Origin of the sequence: Micromonospora chaiyaphumensis (assembly GCF_900091435.1) — a bacterium.
GTDB classification, from domain to species: domain Bacteria; phylum Actinomycetota; class Actinomycetes; order Mycobacteriales; family Micromonosporaceae; genus Micromonospora; species Micromonospora chaiyaphumensis.
Genome location: NZ_FMCS01000003.1, coordinates 540,324 through 566,584, shown reverse-complemented (window position 1 = coordinate 566,584; position 26,261 = coordinate 540,324). Strand labels below are relative to the sequence as shown.

The following is a 26,261-nucleotide window of genomic DNA, read 5'->3' as shown; positions in this document are numbered from 1 at the left end:
GCTGCACACGATCAACACAAGTGGCCATAGTCAAACCAGCGGCCGACGGCCTGCGGCAATGACCGTCGGACGGGGCGACCGAGCGGTCCTGCGGTACCCGATCGAGCCGATGATCGCCTCCACCACCATCTCGCTGCCGTCGGGCAGGTGGTGCTCCAACCAACGGTGATCGACGATCCCGAACGAGCGTCCACGCTCGGCCGGAGGTTCCAGCCTCGTGACGTCTTCGTCGTGTTTGTCGCTTAGATCGAATGACCGACCCCATTGCCCTGCCGGGCTGCACGCGTCCCGCCCGGCTCAGTCGCTCTCACGTCCGCCGGAGGCCGGCTGCTGCGGAACTCGCAGCGGCCGGAGCTCACCATCAAGGTTGACCTGCAGGAGTGGTCGGCCTTCGTCGACTCGGTGACGGCCGGCCAGAACTTCTGAGCGGTCGGATGCTGCTTGCGGGACGATCGCCCAGCCGGCTCGTGACGGCATGAGGACTCCAGGCCGCGCCGGGAGCCCTCATGCCGCCTGCGTCAGCGTCGGATGAGCTGTCGTAGGGCCGGCTGACCGCAGCCGTTTCGGGAGCGAGCAACTCCCCCACGGACACGAGTCAGCGAGTCAGGGCGGCCAGGCGACGGCGCTGGCTGCGGTGTTGGCCGAGACAAGCGTCTTCTTCGCACGCCAGACGGAGCGGTGAACCGGTCGAGGTGTATCGGTTCACCGCTGCGACGAAGACCACCTCATCGGTCCGTCTGCACTGCCGGCTCCTCGGCGTCGGACACACGCCTTTCTACCAGTGGCAAGGCCACCCACACCCACTCAAGGTTGAGTAGATCCCGTCAACAGCGCCAGCCCGGTCTCCTGGTCGACCCGCTTGACGAGGCTTGCCCCGACCTCGGTGATGATGACCTCGAGCGTTGGCCACACCTCACCGCGAAGGAGGTGGCCGCCTACGGTCGAGCCGTCGCGGTGGCCGACCACTGCGTGCACATGCAGAGCGGGCCTGCCCTGGTTGTCAGCTATGTCGCCCAGCAGGGACAGGACCTCCACCTGTTCGCGGACCGGGATGCGGAGGTAGTCACGCTTCCCGCGGTCGAAGTAGCCCAGCTCCGCCGACTTGAACCCGCCGACCGCGGTGACGCGCGCACCGCGAATTCCGTATCGCACTGCCACCTCGTTGATGGTGGCGACCGCGTCCTCTCCCTTGTCAACCGCGACCACCACGATTCGGCGGTCACCATCGGTCAATTCGACATCCCTCACGATCTTTCTCACCTCGGTGGTCGATGACGTTCAGCCCCTCGGAGACGCCGGCGCATCGCGCCACGGACGCGGTTTACGAGGCGTCGTCAGCGAGGATCGGCGCGCGAATCCACGGCGGTCGTGGATCCCAAACCGTCATCCCGCGGCGGGAGCCGCGGGGGTGCGCCTGCGAGGTCGTCGTCGTGCGGTCGACCGCGTCCTTGCCATTACACCACCGCGACCCGATGCGCAGGCTCCGGTCCCGCCACACCATCGCGCAGGTGACATCGTCTTGCACTGCGGAGCATGGCCCCTTTGCCGCTTTGTGGTCTGGTCTGGGCGGTCGCTGGTCGTGCCGCTGCCGCCTCACTGCCTCTCCCTGTGGTTCTCGACTGGCCGGAGCGAGTGCGTTTACGCCAAGCCCGGTTTGGTACTCGCGACCTGACTGCACCTGGTCGAGCGACGGGCACAGTGAACGCGCGGATGCCGCCCTCGCCGCAGGCCGGCATGGGCAGAAACGACCACTCCGCCCAGTAGGGAAGGAAGCATCATGAATGGCCGACCGAACATTGTCCTCGTCCACGGGGCATGGGCCGACGGCTCCTGCTGGAGTGGCGTTATCGAGCATCTACAGGCCGATGGCTACCAGGTGACGGCCCCGCAGTTTCCGCTGACCTCGACGGGCGATGATGTCGCCCGGCTCCGCCAGGTCCTGAACTTGCAGGACGGCCCGACGATCGTGGCCGGACACTCCTACGGCGGCCAGATCATGACCGCCCTCGGCACCGACGCCCCGAACGTGGTCGGGCTGGTGTACATCGCTGCTTTCGGGCTCGACAACGGGGAATCGCTCGGCGCTCTGCTGTCGCAGGGCCCCACACCGCCGGCGGTGGCGCACCTGTTCACCGACAAGCAGGGCTTCATGTGGCAGCCGCAGGACGAGTTCGTCGAGCACTTCGCGGCCGACGTCGACCCGGTCCAGGCCAAGGTGATGCACTGCGTACAGCAGCCGATCGCCGCCGCAATCTTCTCGGAGGCGATGGGCGTCCCGGCCTGGAAATCGCTACCGTCCTGGTACCTGATCGCCACGCAGGACCAGGCGATCCCGCCGGACGCGCAGCGGATGTTCGCCAGCCGCATGGGGGCGACCACCAGCGAGGTTCCGGCCAGCCACGTCCCGATGGTTTCTCGCCCTGACGAAGTGGCACAGCTCATCAAGACGGCAGCCGAAGCACGGACCGCGGTGCCGGCGAGTCAGGCACGCAAATAACAAGGAGCCCCAGGCAGCGGTGGAGGCCCTCCTGTGGCCGCATACCGATCGTTGGCGGTGCTGCTGCCAGTTCCTGCTAGTTCGCGGCGGGCCACCAGCACCGGAGGTGCAGCATGGACGAGGATGCGCGCGAGCAGGGGCTGCTCACCGCCCTCACCACCGAGCATTTCGTGCTCCAGACCTCCCGCAGCGCCACGATCACCGAGTCCGTTGGGCGGGCGACCGTGTTCCTGTCGCTGCTCTCCGCCTCCCTGATCGGGCTCGGCTTCGTCTCCGGCAGCGGCCACCTGATCAAGCCGTACCTTGGCGCGGTGCTGCCGACCCTGGTGATCACTGGTCTGCTCACCTTCGGCCGGCTGGTTCAGAACATGGTGGAGAACTCGCTGGACCTCAAGCGCATCCAGCGCATCCGCGCCTACTACCACCGCCGCCTCGCCGGTGAGCACGACTTCTTCGCCGACGCAGTCACCGGCGGGAGCGACATGCAGGCAATCTCGGCGGCCGTCGGCAGCAGGCCGGCTCGCTGGCAACTACTGCTGACCACGGCAGCGATGGTCGGCGCGGTCAACGCACTGCTGATCGGCCTGGGCGCCGCCCTGCTGACCGCGGTGCTGGGCGGATCTCTCGGGCTGGCGGTCGCGCTCGGTGTGGCCGTGGCACTGGTCGCCTTCGCCGCCCAGGTCACGTACATCAAACGGGCCTCGATCTGGCTGACCGGCTGACCGCCGCAACCTGGCTGCGTAGGTGAGGGTGGGCGATCGAGGCGATCATCGCAGGGCTCGACGCCGGGCAACCCGGCCCGGCCCAGGCCGCCGCCCGGGTGCGGCAGGCGGTCATGGGCGTCATCGGCGCCGACGCCTCCGATGCCGACTGTCCCTTCCAGCCCAGCCCGTAGACATGGACTGTACGGGCAGACGTCCGGCGAGCAGCTCACCGTGAACAGTACGTCCGGTTGAGGGGCGGCGGTCGAGCACGCTCCCGGCGATGACACTGTCGCCAACCCGCTTTCCGAGCCGTTGGCTGCCCTCGAGGTGATGCCACCGCCGCCACTGCCGCCTTACTGGTCGCCGTCGGGTCTGAATGTGCCCGTCTGTTCGCGAGAACGGTCGTGCGCACGACGCCGGACGGTCCCCCAGCACTCGTCCGAGCGGATCTCGTCGGCGTCGGTGGAGCCCCTTACGGTGGGGGCAGGTGACGATGCGGAGGGTGACGTGGGAAATCCTCGCCAGCAAAGGGAAATCGTCGAGCAGACCCAAGCCGCCCCCACTGATCCGGTGTTGCCGGGCGAAGTCTCGTCACCACCGCCGGCACCGGAGCCGGCGCCAGCGGGCACGCCGGCGGACGCGGCCCCCCCAATGACGGCGGAGGCCTCTGAGGGCGCGGCCGGCGGCTCGCGGCGGCAGGAAGGCTCGAAGGCGCGGGCGGGCCGCGAGCGGGACGGTGCGCTCAACCGTCTGGTCATGGTTCGTACCTCGGCCTGGCGCATCCCCGAGGTCGAGCTGCTGCGGCGGGATCCGGACTGCTCCCCGGACGGTCTCACCACCGAACCAGGCGGTGTGGAATTCGCCGCGCATCGTCGCCTGCTCGAGGGTCTGCTCCGACCGGAAGGGGTGCTGGACGGCGCGGCCTGGCTGGGACGGGTCCACCATGGCGAGGACGCTGTCGACTACAAACGTGCCGACAGTGAAGCGGGCCGGTCACTCATGACCGAGCTGGTGGACGAGGTGCGGCAGGGGTGCCTGGCCGCACTGGACAAGAATCGACAGGCCTGGCGTCAGCTAGCCGAGCTGCGGCATCAGATCTTTCTGGAGCCGCAACGGTTGCGGTCACTGCGCAATCCGGCGGATCCGGACCTGCCCCTGTATGCGGTGGTCGACATTTCTTTCTCCTACCTGGTGGAGCGGCCGCTGTGCCGAGCCAGCATCTCGGTTTGGACGTCGCTGCCCCGTAGCCGTCGGCACGTCCCTGAGGAGTTGCTGCTGCCGGAGGTGAACGGCGCGCAGAACGTGCGAATCCCGGCCGACCAGATACCCGCCTACCGCAGCTATTTGCTGCGGGTCGGCGAGAGCCTGCAGCGGTTGCTCGCCGCGCAACTTCTGCCGGTCCAGTTCCGGGTCTTCGATTGGCAGTACGACCTTCCGACGTTCTGGGTGGCCGTCCCGGGGTCTCTGCGCGGCGACGCCTACCGCTATCTGCAGCGGAGCGAGCGGGTCGGTGATCGGCTCGCGCGCGAGCTGCTACTGTCCGGCACCGCTCGGGACTCCGTGGTGAGCCGCGCCGTGCTCAACGGTGACTTCATGGTGCTGCGCCGGTTTCGGCGGGAGGGCGAGACCTACACCCCGCACTACCTGATCCTGCCGTCCCGCAACGGTTACCCGGCCCGGGACGCCGACGGCGTGCGGGATCCGGACCGGCGGGCGGCCGCGATCCGCCGTCAGGAGGAGAACGCGGCGGGGATCGTCATCGCCCTCAGCGAACTCGAGGCGACCAGCGGTAGCGAGTTGTACACAGTGGAGCGCGACCTGGAAATCTGGAAGAACCACCTTCAGGTCTACACCGCGATGGCCGAGCGCGGCGCGTTTCTGTGGGACGCGCTCTCGACCCACCTGCCGATGCGACGCGGTCGAGCGCTCAACGAAGCGCACCGTGCCGTGCAGTTGCTCCACCAGATCCTCCTCCAAGGGGTAGCCGACCTCGGTCACCTGCGCGCGCTGACGCGGGCCTCCAGTGCCAGCATCGACGCGGCGGCGGAGCGGTTGCAGGACGACTTCGACACGAAACTCACCGAGTTGCACGGGCGGAGTGTGCTCGGACTGCGCGGAGCGATCACCGAGACCGGGCTGTTCGCCCGGGTACGCCAGCACGGCGCGGAAATCGTCGAGCAGTCCTCCTGGGTCAAGTCTCGGTACGACGACCTCCTGGCCGCGATCACCTCCGCCTTCGACGAGCGGCGGGTCCGCGAGGCGGATGTGATCCAGAAGGGTGGCGTGGTGATCAGCCTCGCGGTTGGACTCGTCAGCCTGGTGACGGTGCTGGATGCGACGACGGACATGAAGACCCCGCGGGACGTCGCGTCAACCCCCGGCGCGCCGGCGGATGCCAACTGGCTGCGCTGGCTGCATGACCAGGCACTGGGGTTGCTGTCCCGGCACGCCAACGAGACGGCCCTGTTCAGCCTCGCCTGCGGAGTCGCCGTGCTCGGCGTAGCTCTGTATGTCTGGGTCAGGTTCAGGTCCTCGGGGCGGCTGAGCTCGCGGCAGTTTCGCCGGCTCTATGACGGGTCACGCGGCCGGCTCGTCATGCCCAACGGCCACGGGGTGTGGCACTTCCTGAGGGACGCCTCGACCGACAGTCTCGAGGATTTCCTTGGGCGCGCGCGGCGCCAGTCAGCCACACCGGAGGACGCGCGGGACAACCGGCAGCGTTGGGCGGAGCTCGATGACGCCCTGGCCGGACGCTTCGCCGACCTGTGGGATCGGGCGGCTCCGATGGGGGTGCGGCGGCAGGACCGCGTCCGTTCCGACATCAAGGCACTGGCCCGGCGGATCGAGCACTGGGGAATTCACGGCCTGCTACTCACCGAGCGTCCTCGCCAACTACATGAGTACGTGCTGCCCCGGCTCATCTGCCTCTACCGGTTCTGCATCCAGTGGCCGGACTCGTTCATCGAGAAGGTGGGCCGGCAGAACCGCCCGAAGAGCCTCGTGCCGGACAGCGAGTTCGTGCGGGCCATGCAGTGGCTCGGCTTTCAGCGCGACCAGGCATTGGAGTTCGACAGGCACCTGCACAGATGGCAGAAGCGCCAGATCGGCGAGACCCGGGGCGCCGCCGAATCCGCCGGCGCCGTACCTGCCCGGTACGCTCGGCAACTTCTCGATCTTCTCAACGAGTTGGAACTCTCGGCGTGCTGCACGGCGGAGAGCGTCGAGCGGCTGCTCGTCCGCTCGGAAGCGGCGGCGGCCGGCAATCGTCCCGCGGCGCCGGCGACGCCCCCGCAGGTATGGACCCAGGTCGTGGTGCAGCCGGACGATCTCCATCCGAACGGCGAGCCGACCGACCAGGCGCTGGAGCGCTACTGCGTGCTGGCTCTTGCGAAGTGGCTCCAGGTCGAGGGGGTGCGGGTCGAGCCACTCACCAGCGGGCGGGTGACCATAACGGGCAAGGACGGCGCCACGGTCGAGCCGGTGGTGCTGGGCCCACGCGCCAGCCGACTGCCCCGGCTCACCGCCGGCGACAACATCGAGGTGAGCTGCGCCGTAAACCAGACCGACCTTCGCGGGTTCCCCACTCGCCACCTGCTACGGCCGGTCCCCGCGCCCCTGGGACTGACGAGCGGCCACGCGCATGATTCGGCCACTGCGCTGCAAGGCGGCGCTCCGGATGGAATGAAGGGCGAGGGCGGCCAGTCCGACGAACCGGTGACTGTCGACGGCATCGCGCTCCTGCGCGACACTGCCACCGGCCGCTTCACGCGCGAGCCGGCGCTCTGGCTGCGCCCATGATCGAGCCTCTGGCGACCCGGCTCGGCGGGTCACGTCTGGTCGAGCTTGTCAGGGCCGGTTGTGCACGAACCACGCGTCGCCGGCGGACATGGCAACGGCGACCTCCCACCGGCTGAGGTCGAGGTTCGGGGCGAGCGCCTTGATCTGGCCGGCCGCGGTCCACGCCTCGTCCCCCGGTGCCGGGCAACGACCCACCTGCAACTGCAGCATGGTGCCCCACGACGCAACCAGGCGGGCGTCCCACCGGTCACGCCACTGCGCCAACACCTCGGCGAGCCTCCGCTGGCACTGCCGGGTGGGCGCACCGTAGAAGTCCACCCAGTACGCCGAGCTGCGGACGTCGCTGGTGGGCACCAACATGAGCAGGACGCCATCAGGCGTGTACCAGTAGTCGGTCTGGGTCACGAACCGCACGCTGCCAAGCACCCGGGCATGCAGGTCGGCGTCGGCGAGCAGCCGGTCGTACAGCGCCCGCTCCAGCGTCTGGCGCGGAGCCGGCAGCGCCACATCCGACACCAGAGCCGTCAGGTCGGCGCCGGCCAGGCCACGCGCGTAGTACTCGACCTCGCCCTCATCGACCTCGTCGTCCTCGCTGTAGTGGCGGTAGGTCAGCCAGGGTTCGGAAGACTCGGCCGCCTCGGCGAACGCGCGCAGCTCCGACTTCGACGGACCCGGCTCCGGCTCGGGCCGGATCCTCAGCGTGTCGTCGAAGTCGTCGGTGACCATCACGGGCCGGCGTCCGAGGACCGGCACGAGTGCCTCGGCGGCCTGCCAGGCCTCGTGCAGGCGCTCGGGGTCGATGTCGGCGACGAGGACAGTGCCCGACGGGCCGTGCCCGATCGGCAGGCCCGCCAGCGGCGTGCCGAGGAACGCCGCTGCGATCTGGTCGAGGTCGTTTCGCACGGTGAAAGTGTCTCCGATCATCGACGCGGTGTGCTGCACAGGTGCGTCCGGATGGCGGCATCGAAGTTGATGGAGCCCTGCCACGCCGCTGATGATGCGCTGCAGGTGGAGAACTGCCTTGCGCCGGTGCCGCGTTGCGGGCCATAGTCGTTCCATGATCTCCTACCGGAAGGGCGGCGACGCCCTGGCGCGGTGAGCGCGCCCGCGCGGCGCGACGACGCCGCGACACCTCCACAGGCCGTGCGCAGCGGCAACCCTCACGACCTGTGGCAGCAGGCCATCCGGATCCGCCAGGAATGGCTCGACCACGCCCTGTCCACGCAGGCGGCTGACAAGGCGACCGCCGAGCGCGCCCTGACCGCCATTTATGCCAGGGCATCTCGGCCGCGACCCCGGTTCGAATGGGTCGACTCGCCAGACAAGGCACGCCCCCTGATCACCGGCTGGCCCACCCTCGATCAACTCTACGAGCGCATCCGCGATCCCCGGCCGCGCGGGACCCCACCGCTGGCAAGCGACATTGCCATGGTCGCCTCCCAGTTGCGCGGCGCGCTGAGTGCGGGCGTCACTCACACCGATCCCGATATGTCACCCGTGCGGACGAGCAAGACCAAGGAACCATGGCCCGAACTGGCGCCGCTGCAGGCGCTCGGCAGCGGCGTTCCGCTCGCTGTCGTGCTGCACCAAGGCGTGCGCACGGCATTGCACCGCAGCCTCGCGCATGGGTACTACCTACCCGTGCGTGCGGTGCTCGCGGACGACGGCCCGGTACCCGCGTGCTGGTACGGGCAGCAGGACGCGTCATGGATCGCCTACTACGACGTGCTGCATCGGCTCGGCCTTGCCCGGTACGGGCCGGACGAGGCCGAACACCTCGACGCCTGGGCCGCTCTGGCCCGCTCCTGCGGCTGGTGGTGGCCCGGCGAGGACGTCTGCGTCGTGGTGGACCGGCCCGGGGCGATAGGAACCGAGCCGGTCTCCGGAACAGTGCACGACCAGATCCGACTGCAGCCTCGCGGACTGCGCTACCGCGACGGCTGGCAACCACTGACTCGGCGGTGATGCAGCGTATCCGGTGACCTGGCGGCTGGACCGCGCTGGCGGTCCACGCGACGCGCCCCGGCCGTCACCGAGCACACCGAGGCGGTGCGGACTGCCCCGCACCGCCTCGTGTGTGCCCGTGCTGTCAGCGCAGTGCGGACGCCTCCGGCAGACCGTCGTCGGACCATCGCGGGGTGATCACCGCGGTGAAGCTCGTCGGGTTGCCGGCCACCGCGTACGCGTACACCTGTCGGTAGTGCGCGTGGTAGAGGGCGGTGAACCGCTCGTTTGGTTCGGCATGCGCCACTGGCTCCTTCTCCTTCGTCATGAAGGTGTCTCGTCGCCAGGTAGTGCGCCAGGGGAACCGATTCCTACGACCCTGGGGATCAATTGTGGTGGGTGTTGGGGGTTGGTCATCGGTCAAGCTCTGACCAGGGCGGCGGTTGCCGGCGGTTGCCAACGCTTGCGGCCCGTGGTTGCTCTCGGTCAGGCCGCCGACGAGCGGTACGCGCGACGGTACGCGGCTGGCGTGGTGGCGAGGGCGTTGCGGAAGCGACGGCGCAGGTTCACCGCCGAGGACAGCCCGACGCGCGTCGCGATGGTCTCGACCGGCAGGTCGGTTTCCTCCAGCAGGGCGCGGGTCGAGGCGATACGGAGGTCGAGGAGCCAGCGGCCCGGCGGGATACCGAGTTGCTCAAGGAAGTGCCGGTTGAGGGTGCGCGGCGACATCCCCGACCTGGCCGCCATGTCGCGCAGGGTCAGCGGCCGGTCGAGGTTGGCGTTGACCCACTCAAGGAGCGGGGCCAGGGATTCCGGGACAGCACCGACCGACGCCGGTGCGGGACCCTGGCGCTGGCGGCCTTCCCGCGGTGGCGCAGCCGCAAGCTGCCGCCCGATCCGCATGGCGAGGGCCGCGCCGTGCTCTCGTCGGACCTGGTTGAGGCACAGGTCCAGGGCGGTAGCCGAGGCGCCGGCCGTCGCCACGTCGCCGTGGTCGATGTAGAGCACTGAGCCGTCGGCGTTGACGCATGGGTAACGCCAGGCAAGATCCTCGGTGCACTCCCAGTGCACTGCGGCGCGACGCCCGTCGAGCAGGCCTAACGCCGCCGGCACATAGACGCCCCCGACGATCCCGACGATCCGCGCGCCGCGAGCGTGCGCGGCCAGCACGGCGGAGCCGAGCGCGGTGGACAAGCCCGGCCCGGGGCACCAGCCTGCGATGAGGACCGTGTCGGCGTTGTCGAGAGCTTCCAGGCCGTTGGGAACGGCGATGTCCACGCCCATCGTGGTGGGCACTGGGCCGGGTCGCTCGGTGCACAGCTGGAACTCGTAGTGGTGCGGGATGTCGGGGCCGTGGTAGCCGAAGACGGCGGAGGCGCACGTCACGGGGTACATCTCTTGCGTCGGACCGACCAGTGCGACCACCCGATGGACCATGGCACGAATGTACCCAAGGATGTCGTGCTCGGCGCCTGCGTGGCCCCCTAGGCGGCACCAGAATTGCTGACCATGGAGTTCATCGCATGACCACGATCGCCGATGGCACAACGACTGCGACCGCTCCTGCCGCTCTCTGGACCTGGGACTTCTCGCTGTACTTCGCGGCCCGTGTCGTATCGCTGCTGGGCGACGCGATGATGCCGGTCGCCGCGGCCCTCGCCGTCGGCGCTCTGTATGGCGTGTCCGGCGTCGGGTACGTTCTTGCCGTCTGGACGGCTCCTTTCGTGCTGTTCATCGTGTTCGGCGGGGTCTTTTCCGATCGGATCGGCGCGCGCGCCATGATGGTCGGTGCGGACGCTGTCCGTACCGTCACTCAGATCGTGCTCGCCGTGGCCTTCTTCACCGGCGCCCCGCCACTGTGGCTGCTGCTGGTGGCCTCAGCGATATCCGGTGCCGCGGCAGCGATGTTCCAGCCCGGGGTCAACGGAATGGTGCCATTGGTCGCCAAGGACCCGCAGCGGGCCAACGGCACGCTCAAGATCGCCGACGCGGTGACTCAGCTCGGCGGGCCGGTCCTCGCGGGACTGCTGATGGTGGCCACGGGCGCGGGGACCGTCTACGCCGTCGACGCCGCCACCTTCCTGCTCAGCGGACTGTGCCTGGCGCTGATTCGACACGCGGCCCCCTTCGAGGGCCGGCAGCCCTCGACCGTCCTGCGTGATCTGCGGCGCGGCTGGATGGAGTTTCGCTCTCGCACCTGGATGTGGTCGGTGATCCTGATCTGGGTCTGCTTTGGGCTGTTCGTCTTCGGCCCGTACATTCCTCTCGCCTCGCAGGTGATCGGCGAGCGGCTCGGCGAAGCGGCGTATGGCTGGACTATGGCGGGCCTCGGCACCGGTACCGTGATCGGCGGGCTCGTCGCCATCCAGATCCGCCCGTCCCGGCCCCTCGCCGGTGGTGCCGTGGCGCTCGTCGGGTTCGCCGCTATCCCGCTGTCAGTCGCACTGGAGCCGCCACTGCCCGTCCTGATCGCCGGGCACATCGTCGGGGGCTCGGCCTGGGCCTTCTGGTCGGTGATGTGGTCCACCAGCGTGCAGACCCTCGTGCCCCCGGCAGTGCTCAATCGCGTCACCGCCTACGAGGTCGCGGGCTCCGTCTCCGGGATCGCGGTGGGCCAAGCGCTGGTCGGGCCGACGTCCGCCATCGTCGCACCACGCGACCTGCTACTCGTGTCGACGGTCGTCACGGGTGCTGTAGTCGCGGCGCTACTGCTCATCCGGCCGATCCGGAATCTGCGCCGTGCAACAACGCCCTGACATGGCGCAACCGGACGAAGGAACGTGCCCACTTCGCTGAGCGCAGCGTACGGAAACCTGGCCGCCGGGCCCTGGGCCTACTTGCCAGGATTGCCCTCGGCCTGACCTGCGTGACGTCGGAGCCGAGATGGCAAGGTGGGCGAAACCCGGACGACAGCAGCTGGCCGGCACCCGACATGTCGGGTGCCGGCCAGCAACAGATCCAGTCATGGGCGGCTGACCCGTACCAGGGTCCTGCCGAGGCAGAACCCTGGTACGGGTCGACCGACTCAGGTCAGGCGACGAAGCGACGACGTCGTTGCGCGCGAAGCAGCACGAGGCCGACCATGATGAGACTGCCGCCCACGGCGGTGAGCTTGCCGAGCGTCGGGCCGGAGAATGCCGCACCGGTCACCGGCAGGCTGGGGCTGGCTGAGGCGCCGCTCGCCGGGCAGGTCTGCGCCAGGTCGAACGTTCCGTCGGTGCCCGTGATCACCGCCGTGGCGTTGGTGAGGGCGAACGGATTCACCAGCTCGCCGGTCGAGGACAGGCCGGCCGGCGTCCTGATCCACGCCCGGTTGCCGACGATCGCGCGGTCACCGGCGGGCGTGGTCGTGATGTTCTCCGTGACGGGGCCACCCTCGGTGGCGAATTCGATGGTCAGTGAAGTGAAGTTGCCCTGCTGGGCGGCCGGCAGGGCGAAGACCCAGACGTCCTCGGCCTGGAAGGGGCCACCACCGAGGTTCGGGTCGCACCTGTGTGTGCCGAACGCCGCCGCGGTCGTGCCGGTGTCCGCCGGATCGATGTTGATCGTCGTGCCGCCCCCGCTGCCCCACGCCGGTGCGGCAGACCCGAGGCCGATCACGGCGGCCAGCACGGTTGCCGCCGCAAAGTGCAGCGGTGTGCAGATGGGGCTCCTAACCGCGGAACACCTCTCGACATCTCCCACCACTCCCCCGTCGTCCGTCGGCCTCTTGAGGACCAGATGCGGACCGTTCACCTGGGGCCGCCCGGGTCGGCCCTCCGGATACCCTCGACAGGGTGAAGCCAGGTCCTCAGGAGGCGCAGCCACCTGGATATCACTCGAAGGGCATCCGTGGCCGATGCCCCGAATGCCGTGGTGCTGCGCGGATTCCAGGCATGGTGAGGACCACCGGCATGGGTAAGGGCATGGGAAGCGCCTACGGGCCCTGCCCCACCTGCGATGGGGTCGGCTACCTGGTCGAAGACGACCTGGCGGACTGACAGCTTCGGAAGCGCGTTGCTTGACGGCTTGGGCAGCCCCGCCAGCTGGGCGAGGAGTCTGGGCCGCTTAGGTTGAGGCTCGGCTACGTGCCGCGGGTGGCCCTTGTTGACCGCTACATCGGGCACGTGACGGGCGGGGGCGTCGAGTTATGCCGCGTGACGCCGACGCTGAACCCCATCAAGGGCGACCCGCCACGACCGGTCCATGTCCCACGCCTCCTCCCGCAGCTATAGGAAGCAGTTGCTCGGGCAGACCTGGAACCGCATCGAGTGAGACGACTAGGACAGCCGTGTACCCGCATGGGAAGGGGTTCTGCGAACACTGCCGCGACGACCACGACATCGGCGAGTACCGTCGTGCCGCTGCCGTGAGCGCGAAGCTCGAGTGCTAGCCGGAACAGCGTGCGACCGCCACTACGAGCCGCGCGGGCAGCCGGGCCCACTGTCTGCTGTCTTCACTGCGCGGGTTGTCCCCGATGACCATCACCTCGCCGGGTCGAACCGTGGCGCCCGCCGGCAGGTTCCTCGCCGCGCGCACCTCGGGCGGGACCGGATCGCCCGCCAGCGCGACGAGCCGCTTGATCCGCCATTCGCCGAGGCCGGGTTCCCGGGTGGCGTCCGGCGGCGCGACGAGCAGGACCAGCGCGCCGCGGTCGCCCGGGCGGACGGTCCGGCGGACCATGAGGACCCGGTCGCCCTGCGTCAGGGTCGGCTCCATGCTGCGGCCGAGCACCGTCACCCGGACGTACCGGAGCCGCAGGAAGAGCATCGTGCCGGCCAGGAGGCTGCCGGCGAGGGCGGCGGCGACGACGGTTCCGGGCATCAGGCACCCACCGTCGCGCCGGGCCGGTCGCGGTAACCGTCGGCCTGCAACGCGAACAGCCGGGCGTACGTGCCGTGGCGACTGATCAGCTCGTCGTGGCTGCCGGCCTCGACCACCCGGCCCGCGTCCAGGACCACGATGCGGTCGGCGTCGCGCAGCGTGCCGAGCCGGTGCGAGATCAGCAGGCTGGTACGGCCGTGACGGTACGTGCGCAGGGCGGTGTGCACGCTGTGTTCGGCCCGCGCGTCGAGACCCGAACTGGGCTCGTCAAGAATGAGCAGGTCGGCTTCGGTACGCATCACCGAACGGGCCAGCGCCACCCGCTGCCACTGCCCGCCGGACAGGGTGGTGCCCGCGCCCGCGGCGTCGCGTTCGTTGACGAAGAAGACGCGGCTCAGCAGGGTGTCGTATCCGGACGGCAGGCGGGTGAGGAACGGGTGGGCGTCGACCAGGCGAGCGGCGGCCGTGATACGCGACCGGTCGTCGAGGGCGTCGAGGGCGCCGAGCCCGATGTTCTCCGCCGCGGTCAGGTCGTAGCGGACGAAGTCCTGGAACACGACGCCGAGCCGGGCCCGGAGCAACTCGGGCCGCACCGAGCGGATGTCGACTCCGTTCCACCGGATCTCGCCGCGCTGCGGGTCGTAGAAGCGGCACAGCAGCTTCACGATCGTGCTCTTGCCGGCTCCGTTCTCGCCGACGAGCCCCACGGCACTGCCGAACGCGACGGTGAAGGAGACACCGCGCAGCACCCAGGGCCCGTCGTCGTAACGGAACCACACGTCGCGGAACTCGATGCCGTCGCTCAACGGTTCGAGCGTCCCGTCCGCCACGGGCAGGTCCGGCGGGGCCGCCAGCACCTCACGGTAGGTGCCGAACATCAGCAGGGCCTCGTACGCGGAGACGAGCTGGGCGGCCGTGCCCAGCAGGGCGACCTGCACGCCGGCGACGGCTGCGACGAACAGCATGACGTCACCCTGGGTCAGGTGACCCGCCGCTGCCCGGTGTACGGCCAGGAGCAGCCCGATCGCCGTGACCAGCCCGCTGAGCAGCGCGGATCCGGCCCGTAGGCGGAACACCCGCCGCTCGAACGCGTCCTCGGTGCGGTTGGTCTGCCGGGTGGCGTCCAGCATCCTGCCGTAGAGGAACGGTCCGGTGCCGAACAGCCGGCCCTCCATCGCCGCGGCCCGGTCGGTCAGCAGCATCTGGTAGAACAACCGCCGGCGGTACCCGGGCGACGTGACCAGGTGCATTCCGGCGCGGCCGCCGGCCAGGCGCAGATCGACCACCACCACCGGCACGGCGGCCAGCACGGTGAGGACGACCATGGGCGGCCACAGGACGTACAGTGCCGCCACGAAGCCGGCGAGCCGGACGAGGCCGCCGACCGTGCCCGCCAGCCCGTTGGTGGTCTGTTGCGGGGCGGACTCGCCCGCCTGCTGGGCGAGCCGCAGGCTGTCGTACAGGCGCGGATTCTCCAGCGGTGCCAGTCCGACGAACGAGTTCACCTTGGCGAACAGGGTGCGCTGGACCTCCAGTGCGATGCGACGGCGCAGCATCGGCGTCACGTACTGGTCGAGCTGGCCCAGCACCGCGACCACGATGCCGGTCAGGGCGAAGCAGGCGCCGAGCCGGAACGCCCGGTCGAAGTTCCCGCTCGCGACGTCGTCGATGAGCAGCTTCGACAGCCAGGCCAGCAGGACGGCGGCAGCGCCCTGGGCGATCGCGGTGCCGAACTCGGCAGCGGTCAGCCAACGGCTCGCCCGCCAGCCGAGTCCAAGCGCATCTCGGGTCCGGGCGCAACTCTCGTACCATCCCGGCCAGCCGGTGGCCGGCGTCGCCGGCGTCATGCGGCGACGGGAACGGGCAGTGCGGAGACCGAGTGGGTCGCCACGGTCAGCCGACCGTCGGTGAACTGCAGGAAGGTCGGGTACGCCGACACCCCGAACGCGGTGAAGCGTGGGTCCTCGTAGCCGGCCGTCTCGATGGTGTCGCAGCTGGCACTGAGCGCGCCGACCATGTCCGCGGCGCCGGACTCCGCCGGGCCGGAGACGACGGCCACTGCCCGCCCGCCGGCCTCGCGCAGCTCGGCCGCGAACGTCCCGAACCGGGGCAGGCTCTCCCGGCAGGGTCCGCAGGTGGTCGACAGGAACGCCAGCACCACGGTGCCGGTGGCGAGGTCCGCCGAGGACAGCGGCAGCCCACGCGAGGTGAGGCCGGCGAAGCTCGGCAGTTCGAAACCGACCGCCGGCAGACCGGGATCAACTGTCGGGGCGGCGGCCGGCTGTTCGCGGACGATCTTGCTGAGCCGCAGCACGAGAGCGAGATTGAGCGCACAGGCCGCGGCGAGGATGACGACCGCGGCGAGAAGACCGGTGTGCACCATGACTCCTCAGGAGAAGTGACCCGCGAGGAAGCGCGCGTCATCCCAGTAGATGATCGGTAGAGCGAGCCCGGCGCCGACCACCGCGGCGAACGCGGCGAGCAGCCAGGCGTCGAGAGAAGCAGGTGCCCCGGGCGCGACCACGACGGTGACCGCGGAGGCGCCGAACGCCAGCAGGACGAGCAGCAGGTTGCGCCACAGGTGATCGCGGCGGAACGGACCACCGGAGGAGCCGAAGCAACGGCACGACGCGGCGCTCCCCCGATGGAGGGCTCGCAGGACGACGGCCGTGAACGCGAGCAGCAGCAACCCGGCGGCCACGAGACCGACGGCGTTCAGGGTGGGGGTGACGAGCAGTGTCGCCACCCCCACCTCGACCGCTGCGACAGTGACTCCGAGCGCCACGGCGAAGCGGCCTCGGCCCAGGCCCAGACCCTGAACCGAGCCGGCGAACTCGCGCAGCGCCTGTCGGGACCGGACCTTGCTCAGTCCCGCCACGAGCAGGACGCCGGTCAGCAACAGGCGGACGATCACCAGCACGAACCACATCTGGAACCTCACCCCGAGTGTTGTCAGCAGCGAACGACAGGCCGAATCAGCAGGCGAACGTTTCGCACCGGCACGCCCACGACGTGTAGGTGATGGTGCAGTTGCCCGACTGGGTGGCCACGCGGGTGCACCGGTTCCAGCTGTTGGGCCCGATCTGCGTCGCCTTGCACTCCGTCCAGCTCTCCCGGGGGCAGGTCGCCGAGGCGCTGGTGCGGCCAGCGGCCATGCCCAACAGACGGTCGAGGACTCTGGTCATGTGACTCTCCTTGGTTGACGTGCCGGGTCTGCCGGCCTCTGGATCAGCGGGTTCGGTGCAGGCGCCCAGGGCTGCTGCGCGCCTGCGGTCGGAACGGCAGGGTTCAGCACGGGTTCGGCGAACACACGCAGCTGTACTCGGCGCCACACCGCACCGTGCAGGCCAAGTTGATCGAACAGGTGCGCGTGCACCTCGCGGACCAGCCGTTCTGCTGGCTGCACGTGGGCTCGGTCCAGCTGTCCGGCGCGCAGCCCGCGTACGCGGTCCGGGTGCCGGCGGCCATGCCGAGCAGCCTGTCGAGCAGTCTTGTCATCTCGCCTCCCTGGTCCGGCGTTCCCGCCGGACACCTGCCACACGTCTGGAACGCATCTCGGTCCCTTCTCTTGATGGGAGACGGCATTCGGTCTGTGTGCCGAGCTCCTCCGGGAGGTGGGCCCCCGGTCACGCCGCGATCTGGTGGTGTCCCGGATCGCGCCCCCGTCGTTCAAATTCCACACCGGTCGATGTCCGGGGAACAGGCGGCTAACCGGCTTTTCGGCGGTGGTTCGCCGGTGCTTGGCTCCCGTAAGGTCTTTGTAGACGGATGGGGAGGTTCATGTTCGGTTCGATGCTGCGGGCGCATCGGGCCCGAGCCCTCCTCACTCAGGAGGAACTCGCCGCCCGCGCCGGTGTGAGCGTGCGGCACCTGCGCGAGATCGAGTCTGGCCGGGTGCAGTCGCCGCGCGGCAGCACGGTGCGTGCGCTGGCCGACGCGCTGGGGCTGAGCGAGCCGGACCGGGAACGCTGGCAGCGTGCCGCGCGCGACATGGCCGGCGAGCTGCCGGACCCTGTCGACCCGGGACTCCGCCGGGCGGAGGGTGCCGGGCAGGGCGCGCCGCCACCAGCGGATGCGGAGCATGTCGATGTCCGGCAGGGCGCCAGTGGTACGCCCGAACCGCACCGACTCGACCATCTCCGGGCGGCGCCGGCGCCGTGGCGGCCCGTCCCGGCGCTGCTACCACCGGACGCGTACGGGTTCACCGGCCGCACCGAACCGCTCGCTCGTCTGGACGCGGTGCTCGCCACGGTGGCGGTCGAGCAACCCACCGCGGTACCCATCTGCCTGGTCAGCGGTGCTCCCGGCGTGGGTAAGACCACCCTCGCGGTGCACTGGGCACACCGCAACCGGCATCGTTTCCCGGACGGCCAGCTCTACATCGACCTGCACGGGTTCACGCCGGGACAGCCGGCGGTCGAGCCGGCTCATGCGATCCGCCGCCTCCTGGACGCCCTCGGCGTGCCGCCCGGGCGGATACCGGCGGACTCCGGCGCGCAGCTGGATCTCTACCGGATGACGCTCGCCGAGCGGCGGCTTCTTGTCCTGTTGGACAACGCCCGCGACGTCGCACAGGTACGTCCGTTACTGCCTGGCAGTCCCACGTCGATGGTGATCGTGACCAGCCGTGACCAGCTCACCGGTCTCGTCGTGGGCAACGGGGCGCACCCGGTGGGTCTGGGCACCTTCAGCGACGAGGAGAGCCACGAGTTCCTCCGCCGCCGGCTGAACGATGGCCGGGTCGAGGCGCAGCCACAGGCCATCGCGCACATCGCGCAGCGGTGTGCCCGGCTGCCGCTGGCGCTGGCGATCGTGGTCGGGCGCGCCGTCCAACAACCCTCCTTCCCGCTGTCCGCCTTCGCCAGTCAGCTCGCGGACGACCGCAGTCGGTTGGACCTCCTCGCCGCCGACGAGGCCGACACCAACCTTCGCGCTGTCTTCGCCGACTCGTACCTCGGCCTCGACAGCGCCTCGGCACGCTTGTTCTGCCTGCTCGGAGCCTGGCCGGCACCGGACATCAGCGTTGCCGCCACGGCCAGCCTGGCCGGGCTGCCACCCGACAGGGTGAGGCCGCTGCTGGCCCGGCTGGTGCGGGCGCATCTCGTGGTCGAGCGCGCGGAAGGTCGATACCTCCTGCACGACCTGCTGGCCGCCTACGCCGCGGAGCTGGTCCACGAGCAACTCGACGAGGCGGAGCGCGTCGAGGCGGTGCATCGGGCCCTCGACCACTTCCTCCACACCGCGGCGGCGGCAGCGGCCGTCCTGCGACCGCAGCGGCAGCCGCTGCCGCTGTCCGTCGCGCGGCCGGGCGCGGTGGTCGAATCGATCACGACGATCGGAGATGCGTTCGCCTGGTTCGCCAGCGAACTGCCCACGCTCATGACGGCGGTCAGCATCGCCGGTGGCGCCGGATTCGATCGCCACGTCACGCTGCTGGCCCAAGCGATGCAGACCTACCTCTACCGGCAAGGGCTCCACCACGAGCAGGCCCGTGTCCAGCAGGCGGCGCTGGCCGCCACGCAGCGCCTCGGCGACCGCCCGGCACAGGCTCGGGCACACCTGTCCGTCGCGCACGCCCTCACCTCCGCCGGACGCCACGACGATGCGTTACGACACTTCAATCGGGCTCTCACGCTCTATGTCGAGGTCGAGGACAGGGAGGGGCAGGCGCAGACGCATCGGCACATCGCCTGGCTGCACGAGGCCCGCGATCACCACCGGGAGTCGCTGCACCATGCCGAGCAGGCGCTCGTCCTCTCCGCCGCCGCGGGGGACGATCTCGGTGTCGCCGAGGCACTCAACCTCGTCGGGTGGTACCACGCGACGCTCGACGACACCGTCGCCGCCCAGATCTACTGCCGGCGCGCGCTGGCGTTGCACCGCCGGTTGCACAACCCCGCGGGTGAGGCGAACGCCTCGGACAGCCTCGGCTACGCGCTCGTTCGCGCCAAGCTCCACCGGCGCGGGATCTGGCACTACCAGCGCGCCCTCCGGTTGTTCCGCGCCGTCGGCGCCCGCCTCGACCAGGCGGAGGTGTTGGATCACCTGGGTGACGCTCACGCCGCCGTCGGCGAGACCGCGAACGCCCGCCGCTCGTGGAGCGAGTCGGTGGCGATCCTCGAGACCGTCGACGCAGCCCGAGCAGCCGCCGTACGGGACAAACTCGATTTCCGCGCCGGCTCTGGCGATGCCACGTCCGGCGACTCCTGAGCCACACGTCGCCCGGGCAGGGCGGATCAGCCTGTACGCGCGGGGTGGACCGCGGGATCAGCCGAGCTGACCATGCCGATCAGGCCCGCCAGCAGCGCCACCCGTGGGACGACGGAGTCGAGGTCGAGCCACTCGTGCGGGGTGTGGTCGGCCCCGCCGATCGGCCCGAGTCCGTCCAGCACCGCCGCGCCGGCCTCGGCCAGCAGGTTCGCGTCGGCGCAGCCGCCGGTGGCGGTGTGCGACACGGGCACTCCGAGCCCGGCACCGACCTTCGTCGCCAGCTCGGTCAGCCGGTGCCCGCTCTCGCCCGGCTCCCACGGCGGCGTGAGCGCGTGCATGGCCAGTTCGGCGCGTACACCGGGAACCGACGGCGCGGCGACCAGCCGGCGGATCTCGGCGAGCGCGGCCTCGTACTCGTCCGTGTGCCACGCGCGCAGGACTGCGACGACCTGTGGCGTCGACGGGGGTAAGGACAGCCCTACCGTCGAATGGGTGGGTAGCCGCAGTGACCTCTGCCGACCGGCGCACCACAATCGGCTGTCATGGCGAGTCGACGTCTGTCCTCGAGTCAGTTGCCCACCGCGGTGTGCTTGATCGCGGGGCCGGTCCTGTTCACTGCGGCCGACTTCTTCTGGGTCGGCGACGCCGAGTACGGCTTGGTCGCCGGCACGCTGCTGGTACTGGGATCGGTCGCCTGGGTTGTCGGCTTCGCCGGGATCGCCGCGGTGATCTGACGAGACGCACCGCGGATCGCCGGCTGGGGCATGGTGCTGGCAGCCTACGGCGCCGTCTGCGGTGGCGCCGCCTTCGGCCTGCAGGGCGTCCTGAACGCCATGTACGGTGTCGGCCACCGGGAAGCCCTGGACCGCTTGGGCGAGCACCCGCTGGTTGCCAACCTGATCTTCTGGCTCGGCGGACCCGCCTTTCCGCTCACGCTGCTACTCCTCGCGGTGTACCTGCTCGTCAGCCGACGAGTCCCGCTGTGGGCCGGGGTGTTGCTCGCCGCCAGCGCCGTCCTGTTCCCCATCGCCCGGATCCCGCGCATCGAACTGGTCGCGATCGCCGTCGACCTGCTGATGCTCGTCCCCGCCGTCTACCTCGCTGGCGTCATCACTCGCCACGATGATCTGCCGCGGCGCCGTGGCACGCGGCCCGACAGGTCAACACGGACGTCATAGAGCGCAGCTCGCGGCAGGCGAGCGCGAAGCCTCGACGTACCGCTCCCCCCGGCCCGAAGCCCATCTCCGCCGTGAGTCCGCACATCGTGGAACGGGCCCGCTTTGCCGCCCCTGCCACGTCAAGGCGCGGGGTCCAGCGAGGGGCTGAGCGTGGCAGGGCCGCACCGGCCGGGTCGCCGGTCCCTTGCCCTCGTAGATGACACTGACGGCGTGGGCTCGGCAATCCGGATCCGGCTCGCGGTGCTGGCCCTCTGCGTGGTGGTCGCCGCCGCGGTCGGTCTGCGCCTGGGCTGGAGGGGCGCGCGGGTGGACCCACCCTCACCACCCCCGGTCTGTCAACTCATCCGACCTGAGGTTTTCGACCTTCTCGTACCTCGGCGCGGGCCGCTCCAAGCCGAGGGCGAGGAGCAGAGCGTCCCTGGCACTCGATCGAACGTCTGCCAGGCCGAGAGTACGTCCAACACGGACGGGCAGCGAGCCTCGCTGTGGGTGGCGTTGGCCCGCTTCGGTCGGCACGATGGCCAGAGCCCCCGGTGCGTCGATCGGCACGGCTTGCCGATGATGATTATCAATCGCGTCAACCATCCGGTCGCGCTCGGCGACGGTGCTGTCTACACCGTCGCGGGCGATCCTGCCGGCGGCCGGGTCGTCAATGTCACCGCCTGCCTTGGCACCTATCTCGTCTGGGTCAGATACGAGGTTGTCGGTACCACGGACGCCGCTGCCGTCGAATCGGCCACCATCGTCGCCCAGGAGGTACTCTCATGGCTCTGATGTGGCCCCCGTGGGCAGGGGATCTCAAGAAGAGCCTGCCACCCCGTACTCCCATGGCGCGGCGGGCTCTCGTCCGTGCATGGCTGTTTGGTCTGGTCGCGGTGTCGCTCGTCATCGCCGCGGGGGTTCTCGGTTGGCACCTCGCCCGGCTCGCCGCACCCACCGTCGTGCGCTGGCAGATCAACGGTATCGATGCGAAAAGCGATTCGCCGCCACGGCCGCACCTGCCCCCGTCGCCGTTCGCGCGATGACTTCTGTGGTCCGCCGTCCACGTCTCGGGCCAACCGGTCCGCGCCGACACCAACCTGCTCCAGGTCGGTACGGGGCCCGATCCGCACGGCAACCCGGGTCCCGCCGAGCCGCGGCCCGCCGGTGCAGCGCGGCTGCGCGCCGACCCGCCGCGCCGTGGCTACCTCGAAGCCGCTCACACCGAGCGACCCGGCCGGCTCGGCCCGCGTCTCGTACCCGACCTGGCGCGCCAGCCGAGGTGGGATGGGTGAAGGTGCATCGCCTTCCGGAAGAGAGCAACGGCGTCTACCTGCAGTCGCGGGCCCGCCGGAAGCTCACCATCCACTTCCCGGACATCACCCGGGCGATCCGGACGCTCCCGACCGGGGCAGCACTGGACGGTGAGCTGATCGTGTGGCCCCGCGGCCGCATGAACTTCGCGCTGCTGCAGCGGCGGGTCACGCCCGGCCGCTGACCTCATCGGTTATCGGACCCTGGCCCTCTACTCGGCGCACACCGGTCGGCTTGGCTGCACAGATGGCTGTACAGCCGTCAGTCCTCCCGATCGATCCGGGCGGCCTTGCGCCCGTCGCGAAGCCGCCGCAGCCTGCGGAGGTACTGCAGGGATGGACGACGCTCCGCGGCGCTGCCATGATCTGCGCCGTGAAGATCACCTCTGGCCCGAAGCAATTGACGTCGGGTCCATCCGCCCCAGCCCGGCTTGGCCGGCGCCGCGCACAGGCCGCGGCGACTGCGACCGTCGGTCTGATCATGCTCGCCGCTGTGCACTCCATGCCGTGGGTGGCGGTACGACCCGGACAGAGCATCGCCGACCGCCTGTCGGGCCTGGCTCCGTCCGCCGAGGTGCGGACGTTCGCATTGGCCGACCTGCCGGGTGCCCGATCGCCCCTGTACGTCGGATGGGCCCTGCTGCTTTCCTTGCTCGTCGTGGCTTGGCTAAGGCCGGAATGGCGCCGTAGCGTACGGGTTGGCACCGCGGTGCTGAGCCTGGCGCTGACGTTTCTGACCTTCCTACCCGGCGGCGCCGCCGTCCGGGCCAGCGGCTTCCGGGAGGCCGACGGACCCAGTACCGACTTCCTCGCCGGCACGTGGCTCGCGCTGGTCGGCATGCTCCTGGTGGCCAGTGGCGTCTCGACCCTGGCGGCGTCACCGAAACCCTCCACACCGCCCGAGCCCACCCCGGTGCGACCGACACCCGCCGCCGTGACCGTGGCTGCCGATTCAACGGCTCCCGCCGACCCGACCCCTATCTTCGTGCCACCCCCTGGCTGGGCGGCTCGCCCCCGCCCCGCAGCGGTCCCCTGGTGGCGTCGGCCCTGGCTGGTGACCGGCGTCGTGGCAGCTTGCGTCGCCGGGGCTGTCCTGGTCGGGGCGCTGGTGTGGCATGTGGCTGCTCATCCGCCCGCCACCCGGCGCGGCGAACTCGCCGCGCTGGTGGTGGCGCGCCCGGCCGATTCGGCTCCCGCTCGACCAGCCGCCGTCGACGACCGGGTCAACGTTCCCCAGCTCCTGCCGCCCGGGGGCCCGGATGCCCTGATACTCGCCGCGCAGCTGCTCGACGTGCGGCACGCCGCCGGCGCGGCGTGGACCCGACCAGACACCGCATCGGTGACGGTTACCCTGCTCCAATTCGACTCGCGGGAGCAGGCCGACCAGTTCCAGCAGTCCTACGCGGAGTTCGAACGGCGCGCGCGTGGCCGCGGCGGCGAGGTAGGTATCCCCGACGTGCCGGGGGCGACCGCCTTCACCGGAGAAGGCCAGGGCCAAGCCGAGGTCGACGCCGTCGCACACCGGGATGACATCGTCGTGCTCATCAGCGCAGATGGCGGACCGCCGGACACCATCGCAGTCGTCGAGTCCCTGGTTCGCGAGCAATACAACCGACTCTGAGCCAGGGCCCGTACAGGGCCGGCACGTCGCGCCGCAGCTGGCCGACCCCCGGGTGCGGCCCGGCCTGGGCAGCAACGGCTCTGGCACCGCCCACTGGGCGTCGGTCAGGTCGTGTCGCCTCGTCACCGCTACGGTGGCCGCGAGGTCTCCGGTATAAAAGTTCGTCTTGGTCTATGAACCCTCTACCGGAGACCTCGCCAACTATCGATCACCGACACGCCGGCGCCGACTCAGCGGGGGCCAACGGCGGGCGATCAGACGTTCTTCATTTTCGAAACAGGGCCTAACGCTTGCGCGCTTTCCGAGCCGTGTTAGTCGTCACCTTCGGTGACGGCTAACACGGCTTGTGCGATACCGGCGCCGAAGTGTCGACGATCTGGCGGGTCAGGTGACACCGATGTTCAGGTAGAAGTGGCCGAGCTTGAGTGATAGCGACGCGCCTCCGAAGTGGTGAATGAGCATGGCCAACAGGATGACGATCAAGATGCAGACGACGAGCCAGATCAGGAACCACACGAACCCTGGGATTCCGTAGCGACCGACGCGAGCCATCAGGCTCGCCCCCTCGCGGCCGGCGCCGCGACATGCGCCGCCCCGCATGGACGTGTCGACTGTCGGTAACTGCGCCCGACGTTAGCGGACGTCTCCATACAGCCTCCTTCATTGAGGTGTCCGCGAACCTTCCCTACCGGGGTCAGCGTCAAACCGGGCCGTAGGAGTCAGCCAGCTCACCGAGCTAGCCGCGAACGCATCCAGCGATGGGTGCACCGGGCGCATGTCCGTCGCAATGACGACTCGGGACGACCATCAGCAGCTCGACGCCGGTCTGCGGTTGGACACCGAAGCCGACACCCCTGCAGCCCGCCCACCGGCATGTAGCGCCGGGTCTGGTCGACGTAACGTCATGGCCCTGGCGGCGCGACACCGGGCGGGCCGCGAACTTCGCCCGCACCTGCTGCCCACACACCGGGAGCACCTCGTTGTCCTCCCACGCCGACTTCGGTATCGGGTCACTGGCTGGTGTCTGATCGATCAACCGTGCTGCGCTCGGCCAGCCGGTTGAGTTCGGTGACGGCGAGTCGACGCACAGCTTGGTCGGGGTCGTTGGCATACCGGCGCAGGATGTCCGGGGCAGCTTCGGGCGCGAGATGTCGTGCCACGACCGCGACCCGCTGGCGGACCATCGGGTCCGGGTCGTCGGTCAACTCGACCAGGAGCTGGCTCCCGTGGGCTCGGCTGGCGCTGGCCAGGCCGCTGAGAGTAGCCGCCCGTACCGCGGCCTCCCCGTCTCGCGCCAGCATCGCGAGCTGCGGAGCCACGCGGGAATCCGAGTCGACCGCCTTCGGGAGCGCTTTGGCGGCCTGGACCCGCATCTGCGGGTCCTGCTCGGCAGCCAACGCCAGCAGCGCGTCCACCGCGGCCGGGCCGCCCACCGAACCAAGGGCTTCCACGGCGTCCTCGCGGACATGCCGGTCCGGGTCGTGGAGTAGCTGCCGCAGAGCCGGCGTCGCCTCATCCTTGCCGAGTCGCCCGAGTGCGTACGCGACCATGGACCGTACCCGTGGGGACAGGTCAGCGGCGAGAGCAACCAGCGGCGCCACCGCGTCAGCCCGGCCGGTGTAGCCGAGCCGGCTCACCGCCGACACCCGCACCTGCTCATCCAGGTCGCCCAACGCTGCGGCGAGCAGGGCGAATGCCCGAGCGTCGCCGACGGGGTCAGGGATCGAGCCGATCGCCAGGGACCTGACCTTCGGATCCGGGTCGGCCGCGGCCACCGCAAGCAACTCCATATCTTGCGCTTCGACCACGAACCCAAGCGCCCACAGCCCCACACGGCGAAGCTCGGGCGTATCGCCGGTGGCGAACTCACGGACCACACGCTGGCTGGCCGCCCGATCCGCGTGCATCAGCTCGATGATCTCAGCCTGCAAGCTGTCCTGGTCGTCGCCCAGGTCGCGCGCCGAGGCGCGCAACAGCACCGGCAGTGCCGCCAACCCGTGAATGCCGGCCAGGACGGCGGCGATCAGGTCGCGACCGTAGAAATTCTGCTCATCAAGGAACTGGTCCAGCGCCTCCTGCAGCTGCGGCACCAAACTGGTATCGCCGCACGCCGCCAGCGCCGTAACGACAGGGGCCACGTCCTCGTAATCATCCTCCAGGTCCGCGGCATGCCGAACCACGGCCTCCAACGCCCCACGACTGTCGATCATCCAC

The 26,261-nt window shown here is 70.0% G+C and carries 24 protein-coding genes; 11 read left to right on the top strand and 13 right to left on the bottom strand.

Annotation, left to right across the window (positions count from 1 at the left end):
- Positions 1–804 precede the first annotated feature (804 nt).
- Complete coding sequence (locus GA0070214_RS11745; RefSeq protein WP_208602725.1) at positions 805–1,260, bottom strand: PPC domain-containing DNA-binding protein; 456 nt, start codon at positions 1,258–1,260, stop codon at positions 805–807.
- A gap of 517 nt (positions 1,261–1,777) precedes the next feature.
- On the opposite strand from GA0070214_RS11745, the gene GA0070214_RS11740 reads away from it, so the two are divergent.
- The 3 genes from GA0070214_RS11740 to GA0070214_RS11730 all read left to right on the top strand — a co-directional run bounded on the left by GA0070214_RS11740 (position 1,778) and on the right by GA0070214_RS11730 (position 6,999).
- On the top strand, positions 1,778–2,497 hold the full coding sequence (locus GA0070214_RS11740) for an alpha/beta fold hydrolase (RefSeq protein ID WP_091261985.1): 720 nt from the start codon (positions 1,778–1,780) through the stop codon (positions 2,495–2,497).
- 113 nt (positions 2,498–2,610) lie between these two features.
- Positions 2,611–3,219: a hypothetical protein gene (locus GA0070214_RS11735; RefSeq protein WP_091261984.1), complete on the top strand. Its 609-nt coding sequence runs from the start codon at positions 2,611–2,613 to the stop codon at positions 3,217–3,219.
- Between the two features lie 489 nt (positions 3,220–3,708).
- Positions 3,709–6,999, top strand: a complete 3,291-nt coding sequence (locus GA0070214_RS11730) for a hypothetical protein (RefSeq protein ID WP_139141843.1) — start codon at positions 3,709–3,711, stop codon at positions 6,997–6,999.
- A 48-nt stretch (positions 7,000–7,047) separates the two neighbouring features.
- Here GA0070214_RS11730 and GA0070214_RS11725 read toward each other — a convergent pair whose 3' ends face one another.
- Positions 7,048–8,058: a DUF4253 domain-containing protein gene (locus GA0070214_RS11725; protein WP_139141842.1), complete on the bottom strand. Its 1,011-nt coding sequence runs from the start codon at positions 8,056–8,058 to the stop codon at positions 7,048–7,050.
- A gap of 36 nt (positions 8,059–8,094) precedes the next feature.
- On the opposite strand from GA0070214_RS11725, the gene GA0070214_RS11720 reads away from it, so the two are divergent.
- Positions 8,095–8,964: a DUF6745 domain-containing protein gene (locus GA0070214_RS11720; RefSeq protein WP_244167671.1), complete on the top strand. Its 870-nt coding sequence runs from the start codon at positions 8,095–8,097 to the stop codon at positions 8,962–8,964.
- A gap of 124 nt (positions 8,965–9,088) precedes the next feature.
- Here the strand turns inward: GA0070214_RS11720 and GA0070214_RS31490 are convergent, their stop codons facing one another.
- A complete protein-coding gene (locus GA0070214_RS31490) occupies positions 9,089–9,271 on the bottom strand; it encodes a hypothetical protein (RefSeq protein WP_139141841.1) in 183 nt (60 codons plus the stop codon).
- A 158-nt stretch (positions 9,272–9,429) separates the two neighbouring features.
- Positions 9,430–10,368, bottom strand: a complete 939-nt coding sequence (locus tag GA0070214_RS11715; RefSeq protein WP_244167670.1) for a GlxA family transcriptional regulator — start codon at positions 10,366–10,368, stop codon at positions 9,430–9,432.
- 98 nt (positions 10,369–10,466) lie between these two features.
- Between GA0070214_RS11715 and GA0070214_RS11710 the strand changes: the two genes are divergently transcribed.
- Positions 10,467–11,699, top strand: coding sequence for an MFS transporter (locus tag GA0070214_RS11710; protein ID WP_091261980.1), 1,233 nt, complete (start codon positions 10,467–10,469; stop codon positions 11,697–11,699).
- Between the two features lie 274 nt (positions 11,700–11,973).
- Here the strand turns inward: GA0070214_RS11710 and GA0070214_RS11705 are convergent, their stop codons facing one another.
- From GA0070214_RS11705 to GA0070214_RS31485, 6 genes are all read right to left on the bottom strand, one after another.
- Positions 11,974–12,555 (bottom strand): hypothetical protein, encoded by a 582-nt coding sequence (locus GA0070214_RS11705; protein ID WP_167364253.1) that lies wholly within the window; start codon positions 12,553–12,555, stop codon positions 11,974–11,976.
- 756 nt (positions 12,556–13,311) lie between these two features.
- Positions 13,312–13,746, bottom strand: coding sequence for a S26 family signal peptidase (locus tag GA0070214_RS11700; protein ID WP_091261978.1), 435 nt, complete (start codon positions 13,744–13,746; stop codon positions 13,312–13,314).
- Positions 13,746–15,593 (bottom strand): ABC transporter ATP-binding protein, encoded by a 1,848-nt coding sequence (locus GA0070214_RS11695; RefSeq protein ID WP_091261977.1) that lies wholly within the window; start codon positions 15,591–15,593, stop codon positions 13,746–13,748. The genes GA0070214_RS11700 and GA0070214_RS11695 overlap by 1 nt, the downstream gene beginning before the upstream one ends.
- A complete protein-coding gene (locus GA0070214_RS11690; protein ID WP_167364252.1) occupies positions 15,590–16,126 on the bottom strand; it encodes a TlpA family protein disulfide reductase in 537 nt (178 codons plus the stop codon). Before GA0070214_RS11690 ends, GA0070214_RS11695 begins: the two co-directional genes overlap by 4 nt.
- Before the next feature lie 9 nt (positions 16,127–16,135).
- Positions 16,136–16,675, bottom strand: a complete 540-nt coding sequence (locus tag GA0070214_RS11685; RefSeq protein ID WP_091261975.1) for a MauE/DoxX family redox-associated membrane protein — start codon at positions 16,673–16,675, stop codon at positions 16,136–16,138.
- 46 nt (positions 16,676–16,721) lie between these two features.
- A complete protein-coding gene (locus GA0070214_RS31485; protein ID WP_139141839.1) occupies positions 16,722–16,931 on the bottom strand; it encodes a hypothetical protein in 210 nt (69 codons plus the stop codon).
- A gap of 595 nt (positions 16,932–17,526) precedes the next feature.
- On the opposite strand from GA0070214_RS31485, the gene GA0070214_RS11675 reads away from it, so the two are divergent.
- Positions 17,527–19,956 carry an ATP-binding protein gene (locus GA0070214_RS11675; protein WP_167364251.1) on the top strand — a complete coding sequence of 810 codons (2,430 nt, stop codon included), beginning with the start codon at positions 17,527–17,529 and terminating at the stop codon, positions 19,954–19,956.
- A gap of 26 nt (positions 19,957–19,982) precedes the next feature.
- Here the strand turns inward: GA0070214_RS11675 and GA0070214_RS32095 are convergent, their stop codons facing one another.
- The gene (locus GA0070214_RS32095) at positions 19,983–20,807 is read right to left on the bottom strand and encodes a M20/M25/M40 family metallo-hydrolase (RefSeq protein WP_139141838.1); all 825 of its coding nucleotides are present in this window, start codon (positions 20,805–20,807) and stop codon (positions 19,983–19,985) included.
- On the opposite strand from GA0070214_RS32095, the gene GA0070214_RS11665 reads away from it, so the two are divergent.
- The 5 genes from GA0070214_RS11665 to GA0070214_RS31805 all read left to right on the top strand — a co-directional run bounded on the left by GA0070214_RS11665 (position 20,721) and on the right by GA0070214_RS31805 (position 24,047).
- Entirely contained in the window at positions 20,721–21,134 is a 414-nt protein-coding gene (locus tag GA0070214_RS11665) for a hypothetical protein (protein ID WP_091261972.1), read from the top strand. The genes GA0070214_RS32095 and GA0070214_RS11665 overlap by 87 nt on opposite strands.
- A gap of 210 nt (positions 21,135–21,344) precedes the next feature.
- Positions 21,345–21,908, top strand: a complete 564-nt coding sequence (locus GA0070214_RS11660; RefSeq protein ID WP_091261971.1) for a hypothetical protein — start codon at positions 21,345–21,347, stop codon at positions 21,906–21,908.
- The gene (locus GA0070214_RS31475; protein ID WP_139141836.1) at positions 21,899–22,159 is read left to right on the top strand and encodes a hypothetical protein; all 261 of its coding nucleotides are present in this window, start codon (positions 21,899–21,901) and stop codon (positions 22,157–22,159) included. Before GA0070214_RS11660 ends, GA0070214_RS31475 begins: the two co-directional genes overlap by 10 nt.
- Before the next feature lie 245 nt (positions 22,160–22,404).
- Positions 22,405–22,611: a DNA ligase-like domain-containing protein gene (locus tag GA0070214_RS11655; RefSeq protein ID WP_208602724.1), complete on the top strand. Its 207-nt coding sequence runs from the start codon at positions 22,405–22,407 to the stop codon at positions 22,609–22,611.
- 62 nt (positions 22,612–22,673) lie between these two features.
- Positions 22,674–24,047 carry a DUF7373 family lipoprotein gene (locus tag GA0070214_RS31805; protein WP_167364216.1) on the top strand — a complete coding sequence of 458 codons (1,374 nt, stop codon included), beginning with the start codon at positions 22,674–22,676 and terminating at the stop codon, positions 24,045–24,047.
- A 384-nt stretch (positions 24,048–24,431) separates the two neighbouring features.
- Here the strand turns inward: GA0070214_RS31805 and GA0070214_RS11645 are convergent, their stop codons facing one another.
- Complete coding sequence (locus GA0070214_RS11645) at positions 24,432–24,647, bottom strand: hypothetical protein (RefSeq protein WP_091261969.1); 216 nt, start codon at positions 24,645–24,647, stop codon at positions 24,432–24,434.
- 410 nt (positions 24,648–25,057) lie between these two features.
- Positions 25,058–26,257 (bottom strand): HEAT repeat domain-containing protein, encoded by a 1,200-nt coding sequence (locus GA0070214_RS11640; RefSeq protein WP_091261968.1) that lies wholly within the window; start codon positions 26,255–26,257, stop codon positions 25,058–25,060.
- Between the last annotated feature and the right edge of the window lie 4 nt (positions 26,258–26,261).